The organism is Nitratidesulfovibrio oxamicus, from assembly GCF_015731765.1.
Taxonomy (GTDB): Bacteria; Desulfobacterota; Desulfovibrionia; order Desulfovibrionales; family Desulfovibrionaceae; genus Cupidesulfovibrio; species Cupidesulfovibrio oxamicus.
In genome coordinates, this window is record NZ_VRYY01000632.1 from 1 (window position 1) to 12,177 (window position 12,177).

At 66.0% G+C, this 12,177-nt stretch carries 12 protein-coding genes and 1 tRNA gene; 8 read left to right on the forward strand and 5 right to left on the reverse strand.

What is annotated here, in order from left to right; all coding sequences use genetic code 11:
- Nucleotides 1-232 precede the first annotated feature (232 nt).
- The 5 genes from FVW20_RS16440 (at nucleotide 233) to FVW20_RS16460 (ending at nucleotide 3,989) form a co-directional block, all read left to right on the forward strand.
- Nucleotides 233-859 (forward strand): YczE/YyaS/YitT family protein, encoded by a 627-nt coding sequence (locus tag FVW20_RS16440; protein WP_231039184.1) that lies wholly within the window; start codon nucleotides 233-235, stop codon nucleotides 857-859.
- Between the two features lie 246 nt (nucleotides 860-1,105).
- Nucleotides 1,106-1,182: transfer RNA gene (locus tag FVW20_RS16445), tRNA-Pro, on the forward strand.
- A gap of 385 nt (nucleotides 1,183-1,567) precedes the next feature.
- A complete protein-coding gene (rbp, locus tag FVW20_RS16450; RefSeq protein WP_007521357.1) occupies nucleotides 1,568-1,834 on the forward strand; it encodes an RNA-binding regulator in 267 nt (88 codons plus the stop codon).
- 97 nt (nucleotides 1,835-1,931) lie between these two features.
- Nucleotides 1,932-2,150 (forward strand): translation initiation factor IF-1, encoded by a 219-nt coding sequence (gene infA / locus FVW20_RS16455; RefSeq protein ID WP_012611350.1) that lies wholly within the window; start codon nucleotides 1,932-1,934, stop codon nucleotides 2,148-2,150.
- A 345-nt stretch (nucleotides 2,151-2,495) separates the two neighbouring features.
- Nucleotides 2,496-3,989 carry an ATP-binding protein gene (locus FVW20_RS16460; RefSeq protein WP_196610435.1) on the forward strand — a complete coding sequence of 498 codons (1,494 nt, stop codon included), beginning with the start codon at nucleotides 2,496-2,498 and terminating at the stop codon, nucleotides 3,987-3,989.
- A 391-nt stretch (nucleotides 3,990-4,380) separates the two neighbouring features.
- On the opposite strand, the gene FVW20_RS16465 is transcribed toward FVW20_RS16460, so the two are convergent.
- The 4 genes from FVW20_RS16465 to FVW20_RS16480 form a co-directional block, all read right to left on the reverse strand.
- Complete coding sequence (locus FVW20_RS16465) at nucleotides 4,381-4,704, reverse strand: hypothetical protein (protein WP_196610436.1); 324 nt, start codon at nucleotides 4,702-4,704, stop codon at nucleotides 4,381-4,383.
- Nucleotides 4,705-5,170: 466 nt separating this feature from the next.
- The gene (locus FVW20_RS16470; RefSeq protein ID WP_196610437.1) at nucleotides 5,171-5,674 is read right to left on the reverse strand and encodes a cob(I)yrinic acid a,c-diamide adenosyltransferase; all 504 of its coding nucleotides are present in this window, start codon (nucleotides 5,672-5,674) and stop codon (nucleotides 5,171-5,173) included.
- Complete coding sequence (gene amrS / locus FVW20_RS16475; RefSeq protein WP_196610438.1) at nucleotides 5,674-6,819, reverse strand: AmmeMemoRadiSam system radical SAM enzyme; 1,146 nt, start codon at nucleotides 6,817-6,819, stop codon at nucleotides 5,674-5,676. The genes FVW20_RS16470 and amrS overlap by 1 nt, the downstream gene beginning before the upstream one ends.
- 177 nt (nucleotides 6,820-6,996) lie before the next feature.
- Entirely contained in the window at nucleotides 6,997-7,482 is a 486-nt protein-coding gene (locus tag FVW20_RS16480; RefSeq protein ID WP_196610439.1) for a hypothetical protein, read from the reverse strand.
- Between the two features lie 88 nt (nucleotides 7,483-7,570).
- Between FVW20_RS16480 and purM the strand changes: the two genes are divergently transcribed.
- A complete protein-coding gene (purM, locus tag FVW20_RS16485) occupies nucleotides 7,571-8,623 on the forward strand; it encodes a phosphoribosylformylglycinamidine cyclo-ligase (protein WP_196610440.1) in 1,053 nt (350 codons plus the stop codon).
- A gap of 247 nt (nucleotides 8,624-8,870) precedes the next feature.
- On the opposite strand, the gene FVW20_RS16490 is transcribed toward purM, so the two are convergent.
- Nucleotides 8,871-10,406 (reverse strand): radical SAM family protein, encoded by a 1,536-nt coding sequence (locus FVW20_RS16490; protein WP_196610441.1) that lies wholly within the window; start codon nucleotides 10,404-10,406, stop codon nucleotides 8,871-8,873.
- 155 nt (nucleotides 10,407-10,561) lie between these two features.
- Here FVW20_RS16490 and FVW20_RS16495 point away from each other — a divergent pair, with 155 nt between their 5' ends.
- Complete coding sequence (locus FVW20_RS16495) at nucleotides 10,562-11,356, forward strand: hypothetical protein (protein WP_196610442.1); 795 nt, start codon at nucleotides 10,562-10,564, stop codon at nucleotides 11,354-11,356.
- Between the two features lie 38 nt (nucleotides 11,357-11,394).
- Nucleotides 11,395-11,922: a hypothetical protein gene (locus FVW20_RS16500; protein ID WP_196610443.1), complete on the forward strand. Its 528-nt coding sequence runs from the start codon at nucleotides 11,395-11,397 to the stop codon at nucleotides 11,920-11,922.
- Nucleotides 11,923-12,177 lie beyond the last annotated feature (255 nt).

Sequence of the window (12,177 nt, forward strand, 5' to 3'; positions counted from 1 at the left end):
ACACAGGGACGCCATAGACAAAGAGTTCCAACGCCTTGAGCTTTTTGGCTTCGGGAAGGCGGCTAAGTTCCCAGGCGGTTTTCCACGAGTACTTGCTACCGCACCGACGGCATTTGAAACGGCCATCAGCGAGACGCCAAGCTCGGGTGTATGTGCACTTCGGGCATTCTCTCATGTCCAGACCTGCCTATCACAGGTCCGGTTTGGTTAGGTATTACCTAGAAAAAAGACCTTGAAAAGATACCTGTTTTTCGGAGGTTCGCTGTTCATGTGCGCCTTCGGCATCGCCCTCGTCACCAACGCCCGGCTGGGCACCACGCCTATCACCAGCGTGCCGTATGTGCTGTCGCTGCTGTCGGGACTGTCGCTGGGCATGCTTACCCTGCTGGTGAACATCGTGTTCATTGCCCTGCAAATGCTGGTGATGCGTGAAGGGCTGTCGCGCAAGTACCTGGTGCAGATGCCCGTGGTGATGGTGTTCAGCGTGTTCATCGACATCGCCATGGCCCTGACGAAGTTTCTGCCGCTGGACGGCTACTCCTTGCAGATGGCGGCGGTGGTGGTGGGCAGCGCCATCCTGGGGTTGGGCATCGCCTTCGAGATCGTCTGCCAGGTGGGCATACTGCCCGGCGAAGGGCTGGTAGTGGCCATCGCCTACCGCACGCGGCTGGCCGTGGGCAACGTGAAGACCCTGTTCGACTGCGGGCACGTGGTGGTTGCCGTCGTCCTTAGTCTGATATTCGCGGGCACGGTGCTGGGGCTGCGTGAGGGTACCGTGGTCTCGGCGCTGCTGGTGGGCAACTTCGTACGGCTGAGCGGGCCGCTGGCGCAAAAGGCCACGCGGTTGTGGGCGGAATAGGGAATGCTGTTTTGCGGCGTCGGGCCGTCGCTACGTTGCGCAACCCGTGGCGTCGCCACCAGTCCGCCAGTGTGTGCTGAACGTTCAACGCCAGCGTGCCTGAGTGTGGGGGGATGCGGTGTGGCTGGCCCTTCGCACGCCTCGCCGTAACTGCCCCCAGCAGCCGTCTGCCATTTTTCCTTGCACCGCGACACTCTTTCGACTATCTGACCACCGTACGCCATGACTCCATCGTCGTGGCATCTCCGGAACGTAGCGCAGCCTGGTAGCGCACCTGCCTTGGGAGCAGGGGGTCGCTGGTTCGAATCCAGTCGTTCCGACCAGTAATCCGCGGGGTTACGGAAAGTTTCCGTAACCCCGTTTTTTTGCATGGGTACAGGCCAGATAGCCGGAGCTATGCCACGTGTTGCCGTCCGTTCGCCTGCGCACATTTTGAGAGTAATCTTCCGTACGCTATTTTAATGTGTGGCACCGTTCTCTTTTGGATAACATGCTGTTTTTTATCTATTTTGCACTAAAAGTCCGTGGCAGCTTTTCTGGTCATCGCGTTATTTTCAGATCGGCCCGCTTGACGACAGGGGGCAAGATGCGTATTTACGCCTTTCCTTACCAATTGGCAGCGTTCTTGTTTCCCTCGTTCGATCTTCGCATGTGCAAAGCTCCGGACAGATGAAAAGAAGAGCCTGAGAAAATTCCGGAGTATTTCACATGTCCAAGAAGCTCTACGTCGGCAACCTTCCCTTCTCCAGCAGCGAAAGCGACCTGCGCGCCCTGTTCTCCAACCACGGCGAAGTGCAGTCCGTCGCCCTGATCATGGACCGCGAAACCGGTCGTCCCCGTGGCTTCGGCTTCGTGGAAATGGACGACGACGGCGCCCGCGCCGCCATGGAAGCCCTTGATGGCCGCGACTTCCAGGGCCGCAGCCTGAAGGTGAACGAAGCGCAGGAACGCGCTCCCCGCCAGCCCCGCTGGTAGGTCTTCGCTCCGCCTATCGTATGGACCGGGTCCCGCCCATTTCGGGCGGGACCCTTTCTTTTCGGCGCGATGCGCGCCACAAGCAGGAGGGGACCCTATGGCCAAGGACGATTATTTTGAAGTGGCGGGCGTGGTGCAGGAAGCCCTGCCCAGCACGCTGTTCCGTGTGGAACTGGAAACGGGCCACACTGTACTCAGCCACCTGTGCGGCAAGATGCGCAAGTTCCGCATCCGCATTCTGCCTGGTGACAAGGTGCGTGTCGCCATGTCTCCCTACGACCTGACCAAGGGCCGCATCGTTTTCCGCGAACGTTAGGCGGCCCGCCACGGCCCCGCGCCGTGTCCCGAAGCCTGAAGGCCCCTGCCGGTATCGTGCCCGTGGGGGCTTTTCGTTTGCGCAGGGCATGGGCGAGGCGGGGCACGTCGGTGCGGGGCACATCGGGTGGGCCAGGTCCCGCGCCATTTGGGTTGATCACGTCCGCCGTGCCGGACATGCGCAGCGGTACGCGCCTTGCCGGCACCGCCGCGTTCCCGACGACTCGTTCCCCGTTATCCGCGCACCCCCATGCCTTTGACACCCCCGTCGGCATGGGGCATTGCGGTGGCTAGGGGCGTCGGTCCGCCGCGCTTTCCCGTTTTTCGCACCCTCTCCGGAGCCGCCATGGGACACATCGCCGCCAGGGACATCTACCGCCGTCTCGGCCACGCCATCGACAACACCCCCGTACGCACGCCGTGGAACGATGCCTTCCACGCCATGCTGCGCGAACTGTACACCCCGGAAGAAGCGGAACTGGTGGTGCGCATGCCGTACCGTCCGTCGTCCATCGGGAGGCTTGAGCGGGTCACCGGCATGGACCGCGCCCGGTTGCAGGTGCTGCTGGACCGGCTGTGCGACAAGGGGCTGGTGCTGGACATCCGCGAAGACGGCGACCATGTGGCCGACGCAACCGGGACCGCCGAACGCCGGACCGCTTCTGCGCATGGGCATGCCGAACAGCGCGGGCATCACGAGCATCACGGGCATGACGGTCACGCGGATCACGCATACCCCCATGCACATCCGCACGACCATTCCCGCTCCCCGTCCGCCCACGCCCATTCCTCCCTCGGCTCCCCTGCTTCCCCGGCCCACGATCATCCCGATGACGGCTGCCTGTACATGATCAGCCCCATCGTCATCGGCATCTTCGAATTCACCATGATGCGCACCGGCGGGGCGCTGCCCAGCAAGCGCTGGGCGGAACTGTTCCACGACTACATGTTCGGCGACCGGGCCTTTCTGGACGCCAATTTCGGCGACGGGCAGCGCGTTTCGGTCATGCGCACCCTCCCGCACCTGGAAACCCTGGGCGACCATGTGGAAATCCTGGACTACGAGCGCGCCGCCGCGCTGGTGGAGCAGAACCGCACCTTTGCCGTGGGCCTGTGTTCGTGCCGTCATGAAAAGCACCACCTCGGCACCCGCCAGTGCGACGTGGACATGGAAACCTGCACCTCCATGGGCACCGGCGCGGAATACCTGATCCGGCACGGGTTTGCCCGACGCATCGACAAGTCGGCCATGCACGACATCCTTGCCCGCTCGCGCGACCTCGGCTTCACCCTGTCCGCCGACAACGTGCAGCAGGGCGTGGGATTCATCTGTCATTGCTGCGGCTGCTGCTGCAACCTCATGCAGGGCATCCGCCAGTGGGGGCACGCCGGGGTGCTGGTCACCTCGTCGTTCATCGCCCGGTGCGACGCCAGCCTGTGCAACGGCTGCGGCCTGTGCGAGCGGGCCTGCCCCATTGATGCGCTGTCGCTGCCTGTGCCGCCTGACGGTCGCAAGCGTGACCGGCGCTGCACGGTGGACGAGGCCTACTGCCTGGGCTGCGGGGCCTGCGCCCTCAAATGCCCCACCGGGGCGCTGCGACTGCACCCGCGCGAACGCAAGGTGCTGCACCCGGCGGACAGCTTCGAGCGGGTCATCCTGCAAAGCCTGGAGCGCGGCACCTTGCAAAACCTGGTTTTCGACAATCCCAACAGCCGAACGCAGGAATTCATGCGCGGGCTGGTGGGCGGCTTTCTGCGCCTTGCCCCGGTGAAACGGGCGCTGATGGGCGAGGCGCTGCGCTCGCGTTTTCTCGATGCCGTGCGCCGCATGGCCGGGTAGGGCAGAGACTGTTCGGCTGCGATGACGGCATGCGGCAAGCCTGCGGGCTGGCTTCGGCCTGCCACGGGTGACCACTGCGACCTGCCCGTCGGACAGCCGGATAAATCGGACAGCCGGATAAATCGGACAGCCGGATAAATCGGGCAGGCCGGGTAAATCGGGCAGGCGGCCAGGGCGGACATGCCGGCAGGGCGTGCGATGCATCCACCTGCCTGCAGGCACCCCTTCGCGCCATCCTTCCCTTGCATATGACGAAGCCCCCGCTGGCGATGCTGGCGGGGGCTTGTTTGTGCACAGGCACGTAAGCGGCAGCGGGACGTAGGCCGGTGGGGTCCGTCACTACCCGGTTACGTCAGGCTACGTCGTGCATCCTCCGGCTGGCCGCGCCGCGTTAGTTGCAGGGCGTGGGGTGCGACTTCAGAAGGTCATCGGCAATGATGGCGCTGTCCTCCGCATCGGCAGGGTGCACGCACAGGCAGTCCGCGCCCTGGCCCAGCGCGGCGGCGCGCTTGTCATGCCTGCCAAGGTGGCTGCCCAACTCTGCGGAGTGCCCGATGAACATGGGGCTGTACCCGGTGTCCAGCACCGCCTGCGGCTTGCGGGCGAACATGAATACTCCGCTGAAGTCCGCCAGGGTGGCGGCCAGAGGGTACACCGCAAAGGTGTAGGCCTTGCCCGAAGCTCCGGTGAACGAGGTCATGGCGAGGGGTTCCATAGCGCCTCCTTCGTGTTGCGGGAATACGATACCCTTTGGAATAATATAGGCACATACTGTCAGCGCCGCAATGATTTGCGCGGGGTGGCGTCATGCCGTTCCGCAACGCGCGGCAGTCGTTATGCGAGTCTTCGGGCATTACGGATGGCGACCGCAGAGCGCGGCAGCCGTTATGCGAGTCTTCGGGCATTACGGATGGCGACCGCAACGCGCTCTTCTCGTATTCGACCGTACCTTAGCCGTCAGGTGCGCTTGCGAACCTTGCCCCAGCCGTTGGTAAGCGCGAAGCGCGGACCTTACGGATGGGGACAGCAAAGCACGGATAAGGACCGCAGAGCTATGGCAGGCGAAGTTTTACCGCGTTGCGCATGATGTCCGCAGGGCTCGCAAGCTCGCCCAACGGCCACGCTTCGCGCCCTTCGGGTCGGTCGGCCAACGGGCGAAAAGACAATTCGGAGGCTGTCCCCTAGAACTCGATGCCTTTGGTCGCCTGCACCCCCTTCTGCCACGGGTGCTTCACCTCGGTCATCTCGGTGACCAGGTCGGCGCGCTCGGCCAGCCAGTCGGGCAGCCCGCGCCCGGACAGCACCAGATGCCTGCCTTGCGGCTCCGCCAGTTCCAGCAGGTGTTCCACCTCTTCGCGGGTCACGATGGCGTAGCCAAGGGCGTACAGGGTTTCGTCCAGCACCAGCATGTCCACGTCGGGCAGGGTGTCTTCCGCCCATTGCAGCAGTTCCTGCGCGGCCTTGCGGTGGGCGGGGCGGTCTTCCTCTCGGCGCAGAAAGCCCTTGCCCCCGGCGCGAAAGCGTTCGCCCAGCAGCCGTTGCAGCATTTCCTGCTCGCCTGCCTGGCCGGACCGCTTCATGAACTGCCCGAAGGCCACGGTCATCCCCTGCCCCAGGGCGCGGATGGCCTGCCCCACGCAGGCGGAAGTCTTTCCCTTGCCGTTGCCGGTGTATATCAGCAGCATCAGTTCTCCGGGGTATTCCAGCCCACCCCCGGCACGGCGGCCCCGCAGCGGGCGCACCGCGACGAGGCGGGCAGGTGGGTGTGAAAGCCCTCGCGCCGGGCGAACAGGGCGCCGCAGGCGGGACAGTGGGTGGATTCGGCGGGGTGGCCCGGCATGTTGCCCAGGTAGACGAAGCGCAGCCCTTCCTCGCGGCCGATTTCCCAGGCCCGCTCCAGCGTGGCAGGCGGGGTGGGGGGGCGGTCGGTCAGGTGGTAGGCCGGGTGAAAGCGCGAAAGGTGCCACGGCACGTCCGGTCCCAGTTCGTCACGGATGAACCGGGCCATGTCGCGCAATTCTTCCGGGGCGTCGTTCAGGCCGGGGATGAGCAGGGTTGTCACCTCCAGCCACCAGTCCATGCGGGCGATGGTGCGCAGGGTGTGCAGCACCGGCTTCAGCCGCGCGCCGCACTGGGTTGCGTAGAAATGCTCGGTGAACGCCTTCAGGTCGATGTTGGCCGCGTCGATGCGGTGTTCCAGTTCCGCCAGGCACTCCGGCGACTGGAACCCGTTGGAGACCATGATGGTTGCAAGCCCGGCGGCGCGGGCCGCGTCCGCCGTGTCGCACATCAGTTCGAAAAAGATGGTGGGCTCGGAATAGGTGAACGATACCGAGGCCGCCCCGCTAGCCTTGGCCTCGGCCACCAACGTGGCCGGTGTGACGCGCTGGCCTCGCACCACGCCTTCTTCGGCGGGTGGGCGCGACAGCGACCAGTTCTGGCAAAAGCTGCACGCAAGGTTGCAGCCCATTGTGCCGAAGGAATAGGTGAGCGTGCCCGGCATGAAGTGGAACAGCGGCTTCTTTTCCACAGGGTCCAGGTTCACGGCGGCCACGTTGTCGCCCACCAGGGTGAACAACCTGCCCACCGGGACGGTCTTTACCGACGTATCCGGTCCCGCCACGCCCGGACCCGATACGTCCGGTCCCGGAACGTCGGGCCGATTCACCCGCACCCCGCAACGCCCCGAGCCGCCCCCCGGAATGATGCAGTAGTGGCTGCACAGGCGGCACTGCACGCGCGCCACGTCCGCATCCGGGGCTGAGGTGGTGCCTGCGGGATCGGCAATGTCGGGCGGGGGCAGCGGTTTCCAGAGTCGTGCATCTAGCATGGCAGGTTCCTTGCTGAATGGAGGCGCGCCGGACAAAAGGGGCCGGACGAAAGGGGGCGCGGCATGACGGACGACAAGCCGGGCATGGCCGGGCATGTCCGGGCGTTCCCGAAAGAAGCGGGCCGGATGACGCGGGCCGGATGACGCGGGCCGCGACCGGCCCATTCCCGTATGCTGCTATTGCCGCCTGCCCGTCCCGATACCGCCGGGGGGCAGGGGGGTGGGCCTCATGACGCCGCCCCCGTTCGCGCCGCTGCCCCAGTTTCCGCCGCCTCCGCCGCTGCCGCCGTGGGGCTGGCCCCACGTACCGTTCACGTTGATCTCGGGCGCGATGATCATGGGCACCTGCTGTTGCGGCATGTCCTGGTGCCTGGGCGGCCCCTTGGATTCCATGACCCGGTCGCCGGTATCCGGGTCGCGCCCGATGTACGACTGGTCGCCGCCGGTGCCCATGAAGGTGTCGCTGCGGGGCCGTTCCTGCTGCGGGGGAATGCCGCCCCCCGTGCCGTTGGCGCCGGTAGCCGCCGCGGCAACCAGGGCGTCGGGTTTTGCCTGTACTGTCGTGCTTTCGCGGGCAACGGCAGTGCCCGGCAATACCGCTGTGGACAGCATGCCCATTACCAGTATACCATTGAGTAAGGCCCGTGCCAGCAGGGGTTTCATGGTGTGTTCCTCTTGCGCTTCGGGGGGTAAAAGCCTATGAAGGGCTTCCGGAAAATCCGAAGCCAGATGACCCAAGGAGCCTACGTTAATGTCTGAGGACCGTTCCAAAGCCTACACCGATGCGGGGGTGGATATCAACGCCGGCAATGCCCTCGTGTCGCGCATCAAGTCCATTGTCGCCCGCACGCACACCAATGGCGTAATATCCGACATCGGCGGCTTCGGCGGCCTGTTCAAGCCGGATCTCGCGGGGATGGACGAACCGGTCCTTGTTTCCTCCACCGACGGCGTGGGCACCAAGCTGAAGTGCGCCTTCCAGTTCGGCAAGCATGACACCGTGGGCATCGACCTGGTGGCCATGAGCGTCAACGACATTCTGGTTCAGGGCGCCCGCCCGCTGTTCTTCCTCGACTATTTCGCCACCGGCAAGCTGGACGTGGACGTGGCCGCCAGCGTCATTTCCGGCGTGGCAGAGGGCTGCCGCCGCGCAAGCTGCGCCCTGCTGGGCGGTGAAACCGCAGAAATGCCCGAAATGTACGCCCCCGGCGAATACGATCTGGCGGGCTTCTGCGTGGGCCTTGTGGACAACACGCGTATCGTCGACGGCTCGTCCATCCGCGTGGGCGATTCCATCATCGGCATTGCCTCCACCGGCCTGCATTCCAACGGTTACAGCCTGGCCCGCAAGGTGCTGGCCCAGAGCGGCCTGAACGGCACCGATCCGCTGCCCGGCTCGGACCGCACCGTGGCCGAGGTGCTGCTGGAACCCACCGCCATATACGTGGACATCGTGCGCTCGGTGATGCGCGACTTCGCCATCAAGGGCATGATACACGTGACCGGCGGCGGCTTCTACGACAACATCCCCCGCGTGCTGCCCGCCACCGTCGAGGCGCACATCGATTTCGGCTCGTGGACCGTGCCGCCGGTGTTCAACTGGCTGCTGGCCCAGGGCAACCTGACTTGGCCCGAAATGCTCCAGATATTCAACTGCGGCATCGGCTACATCATGATCGTCTCGCCCGACGTGTGCGACGAGGTGCTGGGGCGCGTCAACGCCATGCACGCCCAGGCCTGGCGCATCGGCACCATCGGTCGCCGCCGCGACAAGGCTGCGGAGCAGGTGCAGGTGGCCTTCTAGCCCGCACGGCGACATTCATTGCACGCCATCGGGGCCGTTCCTTCGGGAACGGCCCCGTTCTTTTTACCCGGACAGGCCCGGACAGGCCCGGACAGGCCCGGACTGGCCGAGATTGGCCGGGACTGGCCGAGACTGGTGGGATGCCCCACGAAACGGAAAAGGGCCGGAACCTCGTGGTTCCGGCCCGTTGCGGTGTCCTGTTGCTGGCATGCGCAGCCATGTCCCCGCATGGCGGGGCGCGGCTGCATCAGTCCTCGCAGCCGCAGATCTGATCGTCGTCGTCCGGGACACCCTCATGCGGCCCGGCTTTCAGGTGCCCTTCGGGCAGGCCTTCGTGGGCGTCGTCAGGCTCGGTGTCCTCCACGCCGGAAAGGTCTTCCGCCGTCCCGGAGCCGTCGGCATCAGGGGTGTCCCTGTCCGGGCCTGCCTCCGGCGCCTCGCGCAGCAGGTCGGCCAGCGGCGTGGATTGCCATTCGCCGGGCAGGGGCACGCCCCGCTCCGCCAGGTCCGCCCGGTCGCCCAGGTACGGGTTGAAGTAGCCGAAGCCCAGCCACGGGCATTCCCGGCGCAGCCGCTTGCGGAAGTTGACCAGTCCCATGTTGGGGCCGAATACGATGCCTTGCAGTAGTTCCAGATACATTTCCGGGTCGATGTTCAGGTTGCGCAACTGGATGAAGCTGACCCCGCAGGTGCGGATCATGTCCAGCAGGGCTTCCAGTTCCGGCTCGGTATCGGTGATGCCGGGGAAGTACAGCAGGTTCAGCGAGACGAATACCCCGTTCCGCCGCGCGGTGGCGATGCTTTCGCGCACGTCGGCCAGGGTGTAGCCGTGCGGGCGGTAGTAGCGGTTGTACGATTCTTCGCGGGCGCTGTTCAGGCTGACCCGCAAAGAGGTAAGCCCCGCCCCGGCAATGCGTTCAACGGCGCCCGGCAGCGAGGCGTTGGAATTAAGGTTCACCGTGCCGCGCCCGCCCTCGGCGCGGAACAGGCGCACCGCTTCCTCGATCAGCGGGGCCTCTGTCAGCGGTTCGCCCTCGCAGCCCTGGCCGAAGGAAAAGACCGGCTCCGCCACCTCGTTACGGGCGTGGTGGCGCATCACTTCGACGATTTCCGCCGCCGTGGGGGTGAAGGCCATGCGGTTCTGGGGGGTGGCGCAAATGCGCGACCCGGCTTCCTGCTGCGAGATGCAGCCCACGCAGCGGGCATTGCACGCGCGCGAGACGGGCAACGGCGCCTCGTACCGGCCAAGGCACAGGTTGCGCGCCGCCGGACACGAGTAGGTAAGGGCGCACTTGGCGGTCAGGTGCTGCATCAACCGGTTGTCCGGGTAGCGGCGCATCAGTTCGCGGGCGGTCTGTTCCACCTTCTTGCGATGGATGCCCCGGAATACCTGACGGTTGGACTCGTCAACCCGCTTGGCGCAGACGTAGAAGCGTCCGTTGGCAAAGCCCACGGCTCCGTAGGCAAACAGGGGCAGGGTGGGGGCGTCCGGTTCGCTGACATAGGCGGGGTGGGCGGTCAGGGTGTGCGCGGGCGCGGCGAATGCGGCCACGGCCAGTTCGTCCATGCCCACGGCCTCGCCGGTTTCCGGATCCAGCCCCACGGCGCGGCGGCCCGGCAGCAGGAACAGTTCGCTCTCGTCGGGCAGGGGCATCAGTTCGTCGGGGCGGGGCAGGGCGAATTCGTGCCCGCGCCGACAGACCATCAGCAGGTCCGGATGGTCGTAGATTTCGCCGTTTTCGTCGGCCACGACAAGGTGGGGACGGATATTGGATGAGGCCATGTGGTGCCCTTTGTTCTCATGTATTGTGGTGCATCGTGGGATGTGCTAGGTGCCGGATGGTTACTGCAAGCGGGGTTCCCCGGCAAGTGCATATCCGGTCCGCTGGCCGGTGGCCGGGGAAATGCCGCCTTTTTTTTCCGGGAGAGAAAGGAACCATGTTCGACAACGCCACCATGTTCATGATGTTCATCCTGCTGTGTTTCGCGGGATTGCTGGTGATGTTCTATTTCGTGCTGCGCGGCATGGAAGAACTTGCGCGCGGCATGCGCGACGAACACGCCGCACTGGCTTCGGGCCTGCGCACGCTGGAGGTGCGGGTGAACGAACTGGCCCGCGCCCAGCGCGCTGCCGCCGCCGGGCTGCCGTCCACGACCCCTGCGGACGCCGGGGCCGACGCGTTCGATGAACCGGCTGGCCAGTACTACGTGCAGTACGGCACCGGCCCGGATGCCCGCACCGACACGGGGTATGGCGCCGGAAATGATCCGCTGTACGGCCTGGTGCACGAGGACGCCGATTCCGGCCTGCCGGGCGGTCTGGTCATGGACTTCGAGGAGCCCGTGGAACTGGTGGACCGCCAGCCGGACGGGGTGCCCGGCTTGAGGCCGGACAACGTGGCCGCTGCCCCGCGCGAAGCAGACCTGCACGAGGCGGAATTGCCCAGCCTGGACCTTTCCGCCCCGGCGGCGGGAACGTCCGGCGCATCTGGCGCATCTGGCGCATCGCGCGGCAGGAACGCCGGTCTGGACACCTCCGCGCTGGACGCCTTTGGCGGCCCGGCCAGGGCACACGACGACCATGAACCGCACCATTCCCCGGACACCGACGGGACGGGCCTGCTCTCCCTTGGTGACGATGACGCCACCTACCGCGAAGCCCGCGAACGCCGGGCCGCGCCCCGCGCCTCGCGGGGCGCGGGGGGGCTGCCGGAGCTCAAGCTCGACGACTAGCACACCGTGGCAAACTGTTGCCCAAGGGCGGACGGCGCATGGACATCGTCTACATATTGCTGGCCTGTTGCGTGGCGGGGGTGCTGCTGTACAGCAAGCTGAGCGGCAGTGGTGGCGGTGTCGCCGCGCGCGCGGTCGAGGCGGCCCTTGAGCGCGACATTCAGCTCATGGAACTGCGCCTGGCCAACCTGACCGAGGAATGCGGAACCCTTCAGGCCAACGTGGCCTCCATGCGCGGACGCCTGCATACCCACGCCGAGCACGAGGCCGACCGCGCCCGGCAACTGCGCGACGCCGCCGCGCAGTCGGCCACCGAACAGCGCGAAAGCCTGCCCGAACGCCTGGTGCGCAAGGGATTGGTGAACGCCGACCAGGTGGCCAAGGCCGAAGCCTATCGCCGCAACACCGGCAACCCCCTGCCGACGGAAGAGATACTGGCCCTGCTGGACTTCATCGCCCCCGACGTACTGCGCGCCGAACGCGACGAGCACAGGCGGCAGACCCGGACGGCTGCCGCGCCGGAAGCCGGTCCGGCACCCGCCGAAGGCGGTGATGGCACGGCCTGAGCCACGCCGGTTGTTCCCGGCGCCATGAAGAATCGGTGAATGCATGCGCCCGGCTGCCCTTGTGGCCTGCCGGGCGTTTTCGCGTTCAGCGTGCGGCGGCCAGGTACGCCTCGCGCAGCAGGGGCGAGGGCATCTGCTCGGCCAGCAGCAGGTAGATCAGGCGCAGGTGGGTGCGGCGAATGTCGTCGGCCCGTGCCCGGCGTTCCACCGCGATGCCCTGCGGCAGCCCGCGCAGCCGCTTCGTGAAGTCGCGCG

What these genes read in the sequence shown, in the direction of transcription:
- FVW20_RS16500 (WP_196610443.1), top strand. Translation starts at nt 11,395, where the DNA reads ATGGACATCGTCTACATATTGCTGGCCTGTTGCGTGGCGGGGGTGCTG.
- FVW20_RS16490 (WP_196610441.1), bottom strand. Translation starts at nt 10,406, where the DNA reads ATGGCCTCATCCAATATCCGTCCCCACCTTGTCGTGGCCGACGAAAAC.
- rbp (WP_007521357.1), top strand. Translation starts at nt 1,568, where the DNA reads ATGTCCAAGAAGCTCTACGTCGGCAACCTTCCCTTCTCCAGCAGCGAA.
- infA (WP_012611350.1), top strand. Translation starts at nt 1,932, where the DNA reads ATGGCCAAGGACGATTATTTTGAAGTGGCGGGCGTGGTGCAGGAAGCC.
- FVW20_RS16470 (WP_196610437.1), bottom strand. Translation starts at nt 5,674, where the DNA reads ATGCTGCTGATATACACCGGCAACGGCAAGGGAAAGACTTCCGCCTGC.
- FVW20_RS16460 (WP_196610435.1), top strand. Translation starts at nt 2,496, where the DNA reads ATGGGACACATCGCCGCCAGGGACATCTACCGCCGTCTCGGCCACGCC.
- purM (WP_196610440.1), top strand. Translation starts at nt 7,571, where the DNA reads ATGTCTGAGGACCGTTCCAAAGCCTACACCGATGCGGGGGTGGATATC.
- FVW20_RS16495 (WP_196610442.1), top strand. Translation starts at nt 10,562, where the DNA reads ATGTTCGACAACGCCACCATGTTCATGATGTTCATCCTGCTGTGTTTC.
- FVW20_RS16465 (WP_196610436.1), bottom strand. Translation starts at nt 4,704, where the DNA reads ATGGAACCCCTCGCCATGACCTCGTTCACCGGAGCTTCGGGCAAGGCC.
- FVW20_RS16480 (WP_196610439.1), bottom strand. Translation starts at nt 7,482, where the DNA reads ATGAAACCCCTGCTGGCACGGGCCTTACTCAATGGTATACTGGTAATG.
- amrS (WP_196610438.1), bottom strand. Translation starts at nt 6,819, where the DNA reads ATGCTAGATGCACGACTCTGGAAACCGCTGCCCCCGCCCGACATTGCC.